The 15875-nt window shown below is 69.0% G+C and carries 8 protein-coding genes; 3 read left to right on the forward strand and 5 right to left on the reverse strand.

Features of this window, described 5'->3' with window-relative positions:
- Positions 1-10 precede the first annotated feature (10 nt).
- The gene (locus MJQ72_RS07690) at positions 11-907 is read right to left on the reverse strand and encodes an RNA polymerase sigma-70 factor (RefSeq protein ID WP_240598429.1); all 897 of its coding nucleotides are present in this window, start codon (positions 905-907) and stop codon (positions 11-13) included.
- Positions 908-1172: 265 nt separating this feature from the next.
- Between MJQ72_RS07690 and MJQ72_RS07695 the strand changes: the two genes are divergently transcribed.
- Both MJQ72_RS07695 and MJQ72_RS07700 read left to right on the forward strand, forming a co-directional pair.
- Entirely contained in the window at positions 1173-3845 is a 2673-nt protein-coding gene (locus MJQ72_RS07695) for a M36 family metallopeptidase (RefSeq protein WP_240598430.1), read from the forward strand.
- A 168-nt stretch (positions 3846-4013) separates the two neighbouring features.
- Entirely contained in the window at positions 4014-5405 is a 1392-nt protein-coding gene (locus tag MJQ72_RS07700; RefSeq protein ID WP_240598431.1) for an MFS transporter, read from the forward strand.
- Positions 5406-5478: 73 nt separating this feature from the next.
- Here the strand turns inward: MJQ72_RS07700 and MJQ72_RS07705 are convergent, their stop codons facing one another.
- On the reverse strand, positions 5479-9771 hold the full coding sequence (locus MJQ72_RS07705) for a GH92 family glycosyl hydrolase (protein ID WP_240598432.1): 4293 nt from the start codon (positions 9769-9771) through the stop codon (positions 5479-5481).
- A gap of 225 nt (positions 9772-9996) precedes the next feature.
- On the opposite strand from MJQ72_RS07705, the gene MJQ72_RS07710 reads away from it, so the two are divergent.
- Complete coding sequence (locus tag MJQ72_RS07710) at positions 9997-11640, forward strand: tannase/feruloyl esterase family alpha/beta hydrolase (RefSeq protein WP_240598433.1); 1644 nt, start codon at positions 9997-9999, stop codon at positions 11638-11640.
- 301 nt (positions 11641-11941) lie between these two features.
- Here MJQ72_RS07710 and MJQ72_RS07715 read toward each other — a convergent pair whose 3' ends face one another.
- Genes MJQ72_RS07715 through MJQ72_RS07725 form a run of 3 tightly spaced genes read right to left on the reverse strand, consistent with a single transcriptional unit; the run spans position 11942 to position 15865 of the window.
- Complete coding sequence (locus tag MJQ72_RS07715) at positions 11942-12607, reverse strand: ABC transporter ATP-binding protein (RefSeq protein ID WP_240598434.1); 666 nt, start codon at positions 12605-12607, stop codon at positions 11942-11944.
- Complete coding sequence (locus MJQ72_RS07720; RefSeq protein WP_240598435.1) at positions 12604-13296, reverse strand: ABC transporter ATP-binding protein; 693 nt, start codon at positions 13294-13296, stop codon at positions 12604-12606. Before MJQ72_RS07720 ends, MJQ72_RS07715 begins: the two co-directional genes overlap by 4 nt.
- Positions 13289-15865 carry an FtsX-like permease family protein gene (locus MJQ72_RS07725; RefSeq protein ID WP_240598436.1) on the reverse strand — a complete coding sequence of 859 codons (2577 nt, stop codon included), beginning with the start codon at positions 15863-15865 and terminating at the stop codon, positions 13289-13291. Before MJQ72_RS07725 ends, MJQ72_RS07720 begins: the two co-directional genes overlap by 8 nt.
- Between the last annotated feature and the right edge of the window lie 10 nt (positions 15866-15875).

The following is a 15875-nucleotide window of genomic DNA, read 5'->3' on the forward strand; positions in this document are numbered from 1 at the left end:
GCTTCCACCCTCAAGAACCGGCGGGCCATCCGGAACGTGACAGCTGCCCCGAGAGGAACGTGAGCTTGTCGGGGTTCCCGACCGCGCGCAGCCCGCGGATCCGGCCGTCCACCACCTCGAACCCGAGGATGCCGAACAGCACGTCACCGGCCGTCGCGACCACCGCCGGGCCGCCGTTGACCTCGAGGATCTCGATCGACACCTGGTCGGCCCCGGCGAACATCCCGGCGTACAGCCGTGCGACCTTGGCCGCGCCGTGCACCGGACGCCGCGCCGCGGTGACCTTTCCGCCGCCGTCCGACCACGCCGTCACGTCGGCGGTGAGTAGGCTCTCCAGGGCGGGCAAATCGCCGTCCCGCGCCGCGGACAGGAAGCTCTCGACCAGCTTTTCGTGCTGACGCGGGTCCGAAACCCGTCGCTCGTCCGATCGGTCCAGCGCCTTTCGCGCACGGCTGTGCAGCTGACGCGAGTTGACCTCGGAGACGTCGAGGATCCCGGCGATCTCGCGATGGCTGTAGGCGAAAGCCTCCTTCAGCACGAACACCGCGCGCTCCATCGGGCCGAGCCGCTCCAGCAGCACCAGCATCGCCAGCGACACCGAATCCCGCTGCTCCGCCGTCTCCAACGGGCCGAGCGCATCGGCCGAGGTCAGAACCGGTTCGGGCAACCATGGCCCGACGTACCGCTCGCGCTGTGCTCTGGCGGACGTGAGCCGGTTCAGGCAGAGATTGGTGACCACCTTCGCCAGCCACGCCCGCGGCGAACCGATCGACTCGCGCTCGGCGCCCGCCCATTTCGGGTAGGCGTCTTGGACGGCGTCTTCCGCCTCCGCGGCCGAACCGAGCAGGCGATACGCCAGCCCGAACATGGCGGGTCGCAGCCGCTCGAATTCCGTGGCGCTGTCCATCGTCCCCTACGAATCCCTCTTGATTCCACTGTGGACACCATCGTGCCAGGGGTACCGCTCACCGGGATTGCCGTACCTGATCGGCGCTGACGTCCGCTGTGACTGTATCGGTACGAATGGAACGTCTGCGTCACCACCGAGAGAGGGGTCTGGAGTGACGTCACGTTCGTCGCGTTCGCGTGCCTCGTTGTGCGCCGCGACCGCCATCACCGTATTAGCGCTGGTCACAGCGCCCCAAGCCGGAGCGGCACCGGCACCGGGCGCCGTGCACGCCACACCGGACAGATCCGGGAAGGACGTCGATGTCCGTGACACGGCGAGAACCAGTCCGCGCGTCCTGGCCGCGCGAGACCGGCTCGCCGCGTCGCGGGCGAACTCGCTCGCCACGGCGCGGGCGGAACTGGGCAACCAGGCCCTGCTCGACTTCGACGAGCTGACCGGTACACCCCGGATCCTGGCCCGCACCGACGGTTTCCTCACCGGACCGAGCGGCAAGTCGCCCCGCGACATCGTGCTGAACTATTTGCGGGACAAGGAAAGCCTCGTCGGACTCAGCGCCGGCGACACCGCGAAACTGAACCTGCGCAAGGACTATGTCGACGTCGAAGGCACGCACCATCTGTCCTTCACCCAGTCCGTCGGCGGGGTTCCTGTATTCGGCAACGGGTTGAAGGCACACGTCACCAAGGACGGCAGGCTGATCCAGCTGGACGGCGCGCCCGTGCGCGACCTTCCCGCGTCGCTCGGCGCGGTGACGCTGGCCGCACCCGCCCCCGACTCGAAGCAGGTCGCGTTCCTGACCGGCGACGGGATCCGTCCCGCCTGGTACACGCTGGCCAAACCCGCCGTGGACCAGATGTTCCAGGAAGTGACCGACGCCGGCACCGGCAAACTGCTCTACCGCAAGAACCTGGTCAACCACGCCAATGACGCCGACGGCGCCAAGGGGCTGGCCTGGGAAGCCCAGCCCGGCCCGCAGAAGCAGGTCAACCTGAGCCAGAAGGGCTGGCTGCCCGCCGACGCCAAGACCCTGGACGGCAACGTTGCGCACGTCGCCGCCGACGTCAACGGCGACCAGAAATTCCAGCCGCAGGAAGAGATCGGCCGGAACACCGACGGCACCTTCCGCTACCGGTTCACCGACTTCAACGCCACCGTCGGCCCGCCGTGCTCGGCGGCGAGGCCTTGCTCCTGGGACCCGAAGACGCCCGGTTCGTGGGCGAAGAACCGCGAACAGAACGCCGTGCAGGCGCTGGCCTACGTCGGAAGCTTCCACGACCACCTCGCCTCCTTCCCGATCGGCTTCACCCGCGCGGCGGGCAACTTCGAGAAGGTCGACGGCGACGCCGTCCAGGTCCACACGCTGCTCGGCGCGGAGACGCCCGGCTACTACAACAACGCGTTCATGGGCACCCCGCCGGACGGCCACGCGCCGACGATGGGGATGTTCCTGTTCCGCGATCCCCGGGATCCGACCGACCCGTTCCTCGCGGCGAACTCCGCGGACGACGCCACGATCATCCACCACGAATACACCCACGGCCTGTCCAACCGGCTCGTCGTCGACGCGCAGGGCAACTCCACCCTGAGCTCCCTGCAGTCCGGCTCGATGGGCGAGGCCTGGAGCGACTGGTACGCCTTCGACTACCTCGTCGGGCGCAACGCGATCAAGGACACGTCGGCCCCCGGTGAACTCCTCGGCGGCGACTACGTCAGCAACGGCGTCCCCCTTGCCCGCACCCAGCCGCTGGACTGCCCCGTCGGGGCCGGTGCGCCGCAGTGCCCCGGCACCCCCGGGGCCGGTCCCGGTGGCTACACCTATGGCGACCTCGGGCGGATCATCGGCTTCCCGGAGGTGCACGCCGACGGTGAGATCTGGGCGAGCACGCTGTGGGACGTCCGCTCGGCGCTCGGTGTGCAGCTGACGCGGGCGCTGGTCACCCGCGCGATGGAGCTTTCGCCCGCGGCGCCGTCGTTCCTCGACATGCGGAACGCGATCCTGCAGGCAGACACGGTGATCAACGGCGGCCGCGCGCACGCCAAACTGTGGAAGGCGTTCGCCGCCCGCGGCATGGGGTACTTCGCCGCGTCGATCACCGGCGCCGACACCGCGCCCGCCGAGGACTTCTCCACCCCGCCGCCCGCCGGCACCCCGACCGGGACGGTGACCGGCAAGGTCACCAACCGGGAGACCGGCACCCCGATCGCGGGCGTCGCGGTCCGGTTCAGCGGGCACGACTCCGGATTCGCCGGCTCGCTGTCCGCGGTCACCGACGCCGCGGGCGGCTACACCATCCCCGGTGTGCTCCCCGGCACCTATCCCAAGGTCTACGCCTCCGGAGGCGGCGCGGACAGCGAGACCCGCGCGGTCTCGGTGCGGTCGGGAACCACCAAGGTCGACTGGGAGCTGCGGTTCAACTGGGCGTCCGGCGACGCCGGTGCCGACGTCATCGCGTTCAACGGCGAGGATTTCACCCCGTACGGCTGTGGCCCCGGTGATCTCGTGGCCTCGTCGGTGCTCGGCGGTGGCGGCTGGTCGACCGACAAGGTCGTCGGCCCCGACGGCAAGGTCGAGACGCGGTTCGTCACGATCAAACTGGGCAAGCCGGTCAACGTCAGCGCCATCGAGATCGACCCGACCAATGTCTGCGGCGACGACCCGCCCGCCGCGGCCAAGGACGTCACGGTCGAGACTTCGGTGGACGGCACGACCTGGGTGAAGGCGGGCACCGGCGACTTCAAACCCGCCGACCTGAACAAGCTCACCGCGCTCCAGCTCGCTCCGGGCAGCGCGACCGGGGTGCGGTTCGTGCGGCTGACCGTTTCGTCCAACCAGCTGTCGTTCTATCCGGACAGGCCCTGCTCGCCGCAGCCGACGACGGCCGGGTGCCTGTACATGGACGTGCAGAAACTGGCCGTGCGGGGCGCGGCCGCCTGACCTGCCGCTTCGGGCCTCGTGAGTGGTAAGGACGGTTCTAACCGTCCTTACCACTCACGAGTGCAGTAGACTGGACGCATCGGGGTAGAAACGTGCTCTCCTCGCTGAGCACGCGCATACACGGAATCGAATGAACCGTCACTCCTTCGTTTCGAAGGAGTAGTCCCTTTGCGTACCCCTGTTCTCGCCGAGAAATGGCCCGCGCTGGCCGGGCTTTCGGCCGTGTTCCTGTTCGAGATGCTCGACAACTCGATCCTCAACGTCGCGCTGCCGACCATCGGCCGCGAACTCGCCGCCTCGACGACGACCCTGCAATGGGTCACCGGCGCGTATTCCGTCGTGTTCGGCGGCCTCATGCTCGCGTTCGGCGCGCTGGCCGACCGCGTGGGCAGGCGCAAGGTCATGCTCACCGGTCTCGTCCTGCTCGGCGTGTCGAGCTTGGCCACGATGTTCGTCACAACCGCATGGCAGCTGATCGCCGTCCGCGCGCTCATGGGTGTCGCGGCCGCGATGACGACGCCGGGTTCGCTCGCCCTCGCGTTCCGCCTGTTCGACGAAGACGTGCAGCGTGTCCGCGCGACCACACTGATCTCGACGGTGGGACTCATCGGCCTCGCCATCGGCCCCACCGCCGGCGGGCTGGCGCTCACCGTCGCGCCCTGGCAGGCGCTGCTGCTGGTGAACGTGCCCGTCGCCGCGCTCGCGTACCTCGGCATCCGGACCGGTATCCCGGCGGACGATCCCGACGGCCTGCACCGCGAACCGATCGACGTCGCGGGAGCCGTCCTGGGAACCGCGACGATCGTTCTCGCCCTGCTCGCCCCCACGTTCTTCGTCGAAGCGGGCACTGCCTCGGCTCTGCCCTGGGGCGCCGCCGCGGCCGCCCTCGTCGCCGGGACCTGCTTCGTCCTCCGGGAAAAGACCGCCCGGCACCCCCTGCTCGACCTGGAACTCATCGCCCGTCCACTCGTGTCCAGCGGCCTGGCGCTGAAGGCCGCGGCCGGACTGGCGACCGCTGGGCTGAGCTACCTCGTGACGCTGCACCTCCAGTTCGGCCTCGGCTGGGCGCCCGCCCAGGCGGCGCTCGGGATGCTGCCGCAGGTCGTCGTCCTCATCGCCGGCGGGGCCCTCATCCGCCCGCTGATCACCCGCGTCGGGCTCACCAAGGCCGCCTGGCTCAGCGCCGCCGCCGTCGTATGCGGGCTCGCGGTCTACACCGTGTTCGGCGGGCTCGGCTACGCCGGGATCGCCGTCGCGCTCGCCCTCGTCGCGGCGGGGATGCGGGTGGTCGGCGTCGTCGCGGGCACCAACGTCATGCGTGGCCTGCCCTTGGACCGGACCACCATCGGAGCCGCGCTCGTCGACACCGCCGGCGAGGTCACCACCGGGATCGGCATCGCGTTGAGCGGCACCATCCTGGCGCTGGTCTTCCCGGGAGCGCTGGCCGCTGCGCTGCGTTCGGCCGGCTTCCTGACGGCGACCACCTACGCGGGCCTTGCCCTCACAGTGCTGTCCGCAGCACTGGTCGGCTTCGGCATCCTGCGCGCTCGCGCAGAGTGAGTCTCGAAGTACATGAAGGCCCCCTTCCTTGCGCCAGGCGCAAGGAAGGGGCCTTCATGTACTTACCGGAGGACTACAGCTTCGCGCACTGCCCGGCGGCCGGGCCGCGGACGGTGTTCTGCAGGTCGTAGTCCGTCGGAGCGGGGGAGTTGGCCGCGCACGCCAGAGGTCCGCCGATCGTGCTCGAGGTCAGCACCGGCCCCTTGTTGCCCGTCAATGCCACCGGTCCGCCGATCTCGGTCAGTTCGATCGAGACCTGCCCGGTCGTCCCGGTGATCGCCACCGGGCCGCCCACCTTCGTCCGGTCCAGTACGACCTGCGTCGCACCGTTCGCGGTCACCGGCCCGGAGATCGAGCCGCCGCGGACGATCAGGCTCGCGCCCGCCGCCACCGACACCGGACCGGACACCGTCGCACCGTCCACACAGGTCACCCCGTTCTGCACGGTCAGCGGGCCCTTGCGCTCACCCGTGATCGTCTGGGTGCACGCCGCGTCGGGTTTGCCCAGCACCTCGAACTCCGACAGCGACGCCTCGCCGCCCGTGGTCGCGGTGACTTCGAGCCGGTAGTACGCGTAGTGCGCCGGGTTCGCGATCTTGAACGCCCTGGTCTGCTGCCGCCACGAGAACTTCTGGTCGGTCCGCTGATCCGCGACCGCCCAGTTCTTCCCGTCGTAGGAGCCCTTCAGCACCCAGCTCTTAGCGTCGCCCGCACCCTTGCCCGAAGTCAGCGTGTAGAACGAACCCGCCTCGTTAGTCGAGGGCACCTGGTACTGGATCGGTGCCTTGACCTTCGCCTCGGTCCGCGACGTGTTGTCGAAGAACGCGGCGTCCCCGCCGGAGACCGGCTTGGTCAGGTCGTGCACCGGCGTCGGCACCGCGTCGCCCTTGGTGATCGACTTCGGCGCGTCGTCCGGCCCGGTGCCCCACGACGACGGGTTCGGGCCCATGTCGAAGTCGAGCGTCCCGCCGTTCGCGATCGCCGAATGCGCCAGCGACGTCGACGTCTGCGCCTTGCCGTTCACCTTCAGGCCCTGGACATAGACGTTCTTCGCGCTGTTCTTCGGCGCGTTGACCACGATCTTCTTGCCGCCGGGCAGGTTCACGGTCGCCTTGGTGAACAGCGGCGACCCGATCGCGTAGTCCGAGCTGCCGACCTGCAGCGGGTAGAAGCCCAGCATGCCGAACAGCCACCAGGCCGACTGCTCGCCGTTGTCCTCGTCACCGCCGTAGCCCTGGCCGAGCTCGCTGCCGACGTACAACCTGGCCAGCGCCTCGCGGACCTTCGCCTGAGTCTTCGACGGCTGGCCCGCGTAGTCGTACATGTAGAGCGTGTGGTGCGCGGCCTGGTTCGAATGCGCGTACATGCCCATCCGCACGTCCCTGGCCTCGGTCATCTCGTGGATGACCCCGGGGTAGGTGCCGAATTTGAGCCCCTGCTCGGGTTTGGCGAAGAATTCGTCCAATTTGGACGCCAGCCCCGCCTTGCCGCCGAAGAGGTTCGCCAGGCCCTGCCCGTCCTGCGGAACCGAGAACCGCATGCCGTACGCGTTGGTCTCGGTGTAGTCGATACCCCAGACCTCCGGATCGAACTGCTCCTTGCTCCGGGTGAACTTGCCCGCCGCGTCACGGCCCTGGAAGAAGCCGACACTCGGGTCGAACACGTTCACGTACTGCGTGGCCCGCTCGGTGAAGTACCCGTAGTTGTCCAGGTACTCCTGCTTGCGCGGGTCGTTCGCCGGGGCCTCGTCGTAGAGCTTCTTCGACATGTTCGCGATGGCGTTGTCGTTGACGTAGCCCTCGATCGCCCAGGAGAACCCGTGGTCGGCGGTGTTCGGCGCGTACCCGAGGAATGTGCCCTCGTCGATGCCCTTCCGGCCGACCGCGCCGTTCGGCGGGGTCACGGTGGCGTTCTTGATCGCCGAGTCGTAGGCCGACTGGACGTCGAAACCCTTGACTCCCTTGAGATAGGCGTCCGCGAACGCGGCGTCCGAGCTGGTGCCGGTCATCAGGTCCGCATAGCCGGGGGAGGACCAGCGCGAGATCCAGCCGCCGTCACGGTACTGCTGCACGAAACCGTCGACCAGCTTGCCGGTGGTTTCCGGGCTGAGCAGCGAATACGCCGACCACACCGTGCGATAGGTGTCCCAGAACCCGTTGTTGACGTAGAACTCGCCGTCGACCAGTTTCGCCCCGGTCTGCGTCGGAGTGTCCTGACCGGCCTTGGGCGACACCGGGCTCGCGTACTTCTTCACCGGCTTCTCGACGGTGCCGACGTTCTCGAAGCCCGAGTTCGGGTACAGGAACAGACGGTAGAGGTTGGAGTACAGCGTGATCAGCTGATCCTTCGAGGCGCCTTCGACCTCGACGACCTTGAGCTTCTCATCCCACGCGTTCTGCGCGGCGTCGGCGACGGATTCGAGCGTCGCGTTCGGAGCGAGCTCCTGCTCCATGTTCTTCTTCGCCTGGTCGACGCTGATCAGCGAGGTCGCGATCCGCATGTTCACCGTCTTGTCGGCACCCGCGTCGAACTTGAGGTAGCCGAGGACGTTGTCCCGCTTCTGGTCACCCGAACCGGTGGACAGCTTCGACCCGGCGGTCACCGGCTTGTCGAAGGTGGCGTAGACGAACATCCGCGTCGCACCCGCGGACAGCCCGCTCTTCACGTCGCTGTACCCGGTGATCGCCCGGCCCGCCGGGTCCAGGGTGAGCCCGCCGTTGTTGTTGACGTTGTCGAAGATCAGGTTCGAGTCCGCTCCGGGGAACTTGAAGCGGTACAGCGCCGCGTGATCGGTCGGCGCGACCTCGGTCTTGATGCCGTTCTCGAAGTCGACGCCGTAGTAGTGCGCGCGGGCCGTCTCGTTGGAGTGCTTGAACGGCAGCTTCCGCGCCTCACGGTCGGGATTCGGCACGCCGCTCGCGGTCGAGGGCAGGAACTGGAAGGTCTGCCGGTCGGCCATCCACGGGCTCGGCGCGTGGCTCGCGGAGAACGCCTGCAGCGCCGGGAGGTTCTGCTCGTTGTTGCGCGAGTGGTAGGAGTACATCCAGCTCAACGTGCCCGCGTCGGTCGTCGGGATCCAGAAGTTGAACCCGTGCGGGACCGCCGTGGCGGGCATGTTGTTGCCGCGCGAGAACGACCCGTTGGACAGCGATCCGCGCGTGGTCAGCACGTTGTCGGACGGGCGCAGGCTGGCCGGCGGCGTCGGAGTCGCCGAGACCTTGATGTCGTCCAGCCAGCCCTGCAGCGAACCCGGGCCGTCGGCGTTGTCGTAGCCGACCAGGATCCGGTCGATCGTCTTGCCCTTCGCGACCACGCCGATCTGCGAGCGCACCAGGTTCCACTGGTTGGTGTAGAGCACCTTGCTCGCGCCTTGGCCTTGCGGGGAAAGGCCGAAGCCGTACTGGTCGACCGCGCCGAGCTGGCTCAGGTAGGTGCCGTCGGTGAAGGCCAGGTCCACCGCGACGTTCGTGCTCGGGTACTTGAGGTCGCCGCGGATGAACTCCGGCTGCACCTTGTACGACAGCTCCGAGGTCGCCGCCACCGGGATGTCGACGTCGAAGATCTTGTTGTACGACCAGCCGTGCCCCTGCGCCTTGTGGCTGCCGGAGTACCGGAACGCGCGTAGGCCGGTGAAGCCGACCCGGTTCTTGCTGGTGTAGCCGCTGCCGGGACCGCTGTCGGCGAAGCTGCGCATATTCGGCAGCGCCGGCGGCGCCGGGTCCTCGTTCGCCAAGAGCAGCTCCGAGAGCTGCATGATCGGGCCACCGTTGTTCTTGGTGACGTCGAGCCGGAAGAACTTGTACGCGGCACTCGCGGCGGCGAGGCGGTACTCCTTCTTCTGGAACGGCTCGCTGAACTTCTGCCCGGTCTGCTTGTCCAGCTCGGTCCAGGACTTGCCGTCGGCGGAACCCTGGAGCGTCCAGTCCTGCGGGTTGCGGTTGTCGAAGTCGTTCGCCGAGGACAGCGCGTACCGGGTGATCGACGTCGGCTCGGACAGCGTGACCTGTGCCCAGCCGGTCGGGGTCCAGGCCAGCCACTTGGTGTCGGTCGAGCCGTCGACGAGGTTCGCCACTCCCTCGTTCGGGGTGTTCTCGCTGTTGGCGGAGACCTCGGTGACCTTGCCGCGGATGTCACCGGGGATGGTGGTGGCGTTCGCGCCGTCCACACCGAAGGCCTTCGGCTTTCCGGACGGGTCGACGTCGACGGTGTCGCTCCACGTCGGCTCCGGCTCGCCTTGTTCGAAAGAGGAGTAGAAGTCCGGTGGGAGCTCTTCGGCCGAGGCGGTGGCCGGGAGGGCTACCAGCCCGGACGCCACCACCGTGGCACTCAGGAGGCCGCAGACCCAAGGTCTGACGCTTCGGGGCATCGTTGCACCAATGCTTTCTCGCGGGGGCATGCTGGGCGCCGCTCAGGCAGGGGACCGGTGGCGCCAAGAGAGAAAAGCTCGGCTGTGACATCGATGTCAAGACACTCGGACAAACCTGGCCCGAACTGGACAACCCGGATGTCCCGAAACCTGGTGGACAACGGACAGACGCGGGGCCAGGGTGAAGACACGACTGAAGCCGATCCGGGAAACTGGGGTGGGGACATGCGGCGGTTGTCCATGCTCGGCGTGGCAGCGCTCATCACGGCAGGCTCGATACTCACGGCTCCGGCGGCCACCGCCGGCGAAACGACCATCCGCCCGGTGCGCACCTGCGCCGACCTGGTGCGGACCTATGACGTTCCCGGCGCGGTCACGCACGTCGAGACCGCCACCGTCGTACCGGCGACGGCGACCGAACCGGAGAACTGCGACGTCCGCGGCTACGTCGAACCCGCGGTGCGGTTCCAGCTGCGGCTGCCGACCAAGACCTACGCCGGCCGGTATCTGCAATTCGGCTGCGGCGGCTTCTGCGGAGTGGTCACCACGCCGCCGTTCGCCGACTGCGGCCTCCCACACGGCGGCGACGTCGCCGTCGCGGCCACCGACGACGGTCACGTCGGCAAGACCCCCGCGGTCGTCGACGACGGCAAGTGGGCCGAAAACGACCAGGCCGCACGCGACGACTTCGCGTTCCGGGCGCCGCACGTGGTCTCGAAGGCGTCCAAACGGCTGATCACGGCCTTCTACGGCGCTCCGCCGAAGAAGTCGTACTTCAGCGGTTGCTCCGACGGCGGCCGCGAGGCGCTTCTGCTCGCGCAGCGCTATCCGCACGACTTCGACGGCATCGTCGCGGGTGCGCCGGCCGGATACTGGGGGCCGCTGCTCGGCGTGTACCAGACGTGGCTCGCCAAGGTGAACACCGGCGCCGACGGCAAGCCGATCCTGACCGAAGACAAACTTCCGGCGTTGCACGCCGCCGCGCTGTCCTCTTGCGACAAGTCCGACGGGCTCGGCGACGGCGCCATCGACGACCCGCGCACCTGCCGCTTCGACCCGGCCACGATCGCCTGCCCTCCGGGCACCGACAACGCCGGCTGCCTCACTCCGGCGCAGGTGGCCGCCACGAAGAAGATCTACGCGCCGCCGACCGACGAACGCGGCCGCAAGCTGTACCCGGGCGGCCAGACCGTCGGCTCCGAACTCTCGTGGTACGGCTGGATCATCCCGTCGCCGGAAACCGGCGGGATTCCGTTCGCACACGCACTCGCCGACAACTATCTGAAGTACATGGCGTACCCGATCGGTACTCCGCATTCGTCGGTCGAGAAGTTCACCTTCACCTCCCGCGAATTCGACCGGCTGACCCCGGAAGGCATCCGCTCCAACGCCATGTCGACGGATCTTCGCGAATTCCGCCGTGCGGGCGGGAAACTCGTGATCTGGCACGGCTGGGCGGATCAGGCGATCCCCGCCGCGGGCACCATCGACTACTACGAGCGGCTCACCCGCGCCAACGGCGGCCCCGCCGCGACGCGGGACTGGGCCCGGCTGTTCATGGTCCCCGCTCTGTACCACTGCGCGACCGGGGACAAGCTGACCGAGTACGACCCGCTGAAGGAACTGGTCTCCTGGGTCGAGCGAGGCACCGCACCGGACCGGACGATCGCCACCGGGCGAGACGCCGACGGCAAGGTCTTCCGTACGCGGCCCGTGTTCCCGTATCCGCTGCAGGCCAAGTACGACGGCACGGGAAGCGTCGACGACGCCGCGAACTTCGTGCCCGCACCGCCTTCGCGGCCTTCGCACGATCTCGTGAACTGGGCAGGGAACGGGTTGTACGGCAAGGCCGGGCCTGTAGCTCCCTAAAGGTGTCATGGCGTGCCTCGTGAGTGGTGAGGACGGTTCTAACCGTCCTCACCACTCACGAGACTCGACCGGCGATGTCACGTGACCGACCGGACGACACGCGTGATCCGGCGGACGACACGCGTGGCTGGAGGAACGACACGACCGCCGCCGGGGTTCCGCCGCGAGTCGTCCGTCTGATCACGTGTGTCGTCCGTCCAGCCACGCGTGTCGTCCGGTCAGTCACGCGAACCCACCGCCGGCGCACCGGCGGTAGGTACCTAAGCCACGCCTGGTTCGAACCGTCCTCACCACTCACGAGTCAGGAAAGAACGCCGTCCAGCAGCCGGACCCGCCGGTCAGCGATCCGGTGCACCTCGTCGTCGTGCGTCGCGACGATGACCGCTGCGCCCTCTTCGGCGCAGCGCCGCAACAGCCGCAGCACCCGCGGCGTGCTCCCCGCGTCCAGATGCGCCGTCGGCTCGTCGGTGAGCAGGACCCGGGGCCGCCCGCTGACCGCCCTGGCGAGCGCGACCCGCTGCTGCTGCCCGAACGAGACCTCGAGCGGGTAGCGGTCGCCGAGGTCACCGATCCCGAGCTCCTCCAGCAGTTCCGAAACCCGCGCGTGGATGTCGTCCGCGCTGGGCTTGGGAACGTCGGACCGGAGCCGCAGGGGCAGCGCCACGTTCTCCGCGATCGTCAATTCGTTCGCCAGGCCGAGCGCCTGCGGCAGGACGGCGCAGGTGTGCCATGGCGGCGCGCCCGCTATCGGGACGCCGTCCAGCAGGACGCTGCCGGAATCCGGCGAGTCGAAACCGCACAGCAGGGCCAGCAACGCGCTCTTGCCGGAGCCGGACCGGCCGGACACGGTGACCAGCTCGCCCGCCGCCACCCGCAGTTCGAGCCCGCGCAGTACTTCGACGTCCCCGCTGGGGTGGGGGAACCGGCGGCGTAACCCGACGGCCTCGAGGGCGGGTTCCGCCGTCACGGCACGACCTCCCGTTCTTCGACCTTTTCCAGTCTGCCCTTGTGCATTCGCGCCACTCGGCTGCCGAGTTCGATGAGCCGGTCGTCGTGCGAGGCGACGATGACGGCGAAATCCTGGCCCGCCAGGTACCTCAGGGTGTCGAGCACCCGGTCGGCCGAGGCTTCGTCCAATTGGGACGTCGGCTCGTCGGCGAGCACGACGGTCGAGCGGCGAGCGAGTGTGCAGCCGAACGCGAGGCGCTGCTGCTGCCCGCCCGACAGCGCGGAGATCCGCCAGCTACCGGTTCCGCCGAGCCCCAGCTGATCGAGGATGTCGTCGGGAAGGCATTCGGTTCCGGCCGATTCCGCCGCCGCGCGGAGATTGTCGGCGACGCTCAGATACGCGAGCAGATTGTCGGTCGGGTTCTGGAAAACCAGGCCGAGGTGGTTCCGCCGCAGCGCCCGCCGGTCGCGATGCCGGAGCTTGCCGGTTTCGGTGCCCTGGAAGGAGATCGTGCCCCGAACGGGCTGCTCGAACAGGCCGAGCGTCCTCAGCAGGGTCGACTTCCCGGAGCCGGACGGGCCCGCCAGCACGGTGATCCCGCGCGCCGGGATGTCGATGGTGACGTCGTCGACGCCGGTCACGGTGCCCGCCGGCGTCTGGTAGTCGACGCCGATCCCGCGGAGCCGGAAGATCGGTTTCTCAGGCACGGATCAACTCCGCGGTCCGGGCGGTGCGCACCGAGCGCATCGCTATCCAGCCGGCCAGCGCCACGACGAGCACACCGACGGCGAGTACGGTCAGGGCGAGCGGGGTCGGGTCGGGCAATGCCGACTGCGGCGGGAGGAACGTCGCCGGGTCGAAGCGCGGCACCGAAAGTCCCGCGACCGACACACCGCAGACGACGCCGATCACCACGGCGAGCCCGCTGAGCGCGCCCAGTTCCATCAGGTGACTCGCCAGCAGGGCACGCGGCCGCATCCCCATCCGCAGCACCAGCGCCCCGGCCAGCGCGTTCTGGCGACGGCGGACTTCGACCGCGACCAGGAGCGACAGCACCGCCACCACCCCGAGCACGGCGCCGAGCAGGGCCATGAACGAGAACGTCCACGACACCACGTAGAACGGGAGCGCGTCGAGCGCGGACTCGCGGGTGACACGGTTGACCGCCGTCATCACCCCCACGGACGCCAGCGCCTCGGTCACCTGCGTCATCGACGAGCTGGACAGCAGGCTCCACTTGGGCACGGAGCGGAGCTGCGCCTCGCTGAGCGAATCTCGGGAAACGACGTATCCGGCCTTGGTGCCGATGATCGGGAACATCGGCAGTTCGCCGACCGCCCTGGCCTCTCCGAGACCGGCCGGAAGCGTGGCTTTCTGGGCGGGGTCGTTCCCGATCCGGATCGCCGGGACACCGGTGCCGGGGCTCGACAGGCCGCCCAGGAGCCGGTCGACCTCGGCTCCGTCGAGCGGGCCGAACGTGGCCGAGCGCCGGAAGGTCCGCGGATCCACGACGAGCACGACATTGCCCGAACCGGTCAGCTCGCCGACGATCGCGGTGCTGTCGCCGATCGAGGCGGGCAGCCCGACCTTCCCGGTGCCGACGACGCTTTCGGTGTCGACCCTGGTCTCGGCCCCGACGAAGATGGCGGACTTCGTCTGCAGCGCCTCTTCCTGGCCCCGGGCGATGCCGATCCCCGTGGCCAGCGTCCCGATGGCCAGTGTGCCGATCACAAGTACGCCGGTGACCGGGGCGCGGGCGCTGGCGAGCCGCCGGATGGCCAGCTGCAGCGCCGGCCGGGACCACAGCCGCGCGCGATGCGACGCGTGCAGGGCGAGCCAGGCCAGCCGCGCGGCGACGAGCCCGACCGTCAGCACGACGAACACCGGGTACGTGAGCGCGAGCGGGTCGACCTGGGGGAGCGGGTTGCCGATCCGCGATCCCTTGCTGTAGTCGACGAGCCGGTTCCAGCCGAGCAGGGCGATACCGGCGGTGAGCAGCTCCCACGGGAAGAAGGCCAGGAGTTTCACCTTCTTGCGCCGTCCGGAGCGGACCCGGCCGAGTTCGAACTCCCGATGGGTGCGGATGGAGATCACGCAGGCGAGCAGCGCGAGCGAGACGAGCAGGATCGCGGCCGCGACGAGCGACCCCCACAGGGTCGCCCCGTCGTTCAGCTCACCCGGTGGTCCGTACACGCCGAGCAACAGCCGGGGCAGCACCCCGCCCGCCGCGCCGCCCACGACGATCGGGAGCCCGAGCTCGGCCACCGCCAGCAGTCCGAGCGCCGCCGGACCGCTGCCGCGGGCCGACAGCAACCTCAGCTGCGGATGCCGCCGCTGGTACCACTGCAGGGCGACGGTGCCGATGCCGGCGCAGCCGACGAGGATGCTGATGGCCGCGAGCGGCAGGATCGAGATCAGGACGTTCGATTCCGCCTGGTTGCTGATCTCCACGGAGCGTTCGAACGGCAGCGATCCGATGATCGCGTCGCCGAGGCCGCGGGAACCCAGATCCGCCTTGACCGCGGCGATGAGGGCCTTCCCTCGTTCCTGCAGATCCTCGGCCTCGCTGACGGTCTTGGGCGGGGCCTCGTAGAACGACAGGTGGAGCGTCTTGATCATCGGGACGTTCAGCGCGCGGATCGTGTCGTCGAAGGTCTTGCCGTCGTTGGCGAACATGACCGAGTCGAGCGGGTCGTTGGCGAGCCTGCTGACGACGGCGTTCCGCTGTTGCGAGCACCACCAGCGCGGCGCGGGGTCGGGAAGGTCGCGGTACAGCCCGGTGACCGGAGGTATCGGGGTGCCTTGGATGCTGGGGGTGGCGCCGACCTTGATGTTCTCCGCACCGGCCACGACGGTGCCGAGCAGGAATCCGGCGCCCGTCGATCCGCCCGCCAGATCGAGATGGCCCTGGAGCGCCTGGTCCCGATGAGCGAGGACGACCTTGTAGTTGGGGTCTCCGTTGAACTCGGTGCCGAAAAGGTACGGCGTGTAGCGGGAAGTGACCGGCGCGGGGAAACCGTGCGCCGGCGCGTTACGGCGGACCGAATCGATCACCTGCGGAGCGACCGCGGCGGGGACGTTGTCCTTGCTGAACACGGGCCCGTAGTAGTCCGGGCACACGATGTCGGACTGATACGTGACGGCCGCGCCGCCCGCGGCCGAGGCCTGCAGGACGGCGGCGGTGCCGAGGAAACAGGCCAGCAAAGCGGTCACCGCGGCGATGATCAAAGTCAGAGGACTGGTCAGTGCCGCCTTCGGAGCCGCTCGCCACGGCATTGTCACCCTG

This window comes from Amycolatopsis sp. EV170708-02-1 (assembly GCF_022479115.1).
In the GTDB taxonomy this organism is placed as follows: domain Bacteria; phylum Actinomycetota; class Actinomycetes; order Mycobacteriales; family Pseudonocardiaceae; genus Amycolatopsis.

Excerpts from the sequence above, each read along its gene's own strand:
- MJQ72_RS07705 (WP_240598432.1), bottom strand. The coding sequence starts at position 9,771 with ATGCCCCGAAGCGTCAGACCTTGGGTCTGCGGCCTCCTGAGTGCCACG.
- MJQ72_RS07710 (WP_240598433.1), top strand. The coding sequence starts at position 9,997 with ATGCGGCGGTTGTCCATGCTCGGCGTGGCAGCGCTCATCACGGCAGGC.
- MJQ72_RS07690 (WP_240598429.1), bottom strand. The coding sequence starts at position 907 with ATGGACAGCGCCACGGAATTCGAGCGGCTGCGACCCGCCATGTTCGGG.
- MJQ72_RS07725 (WP_240598436.1), bottom strand. The coding sequence starts at position 15,865 with ATGCCGTGGCGAGCGGCTCCGAAGGCGGCACTGACCAGTCCTCTGACT.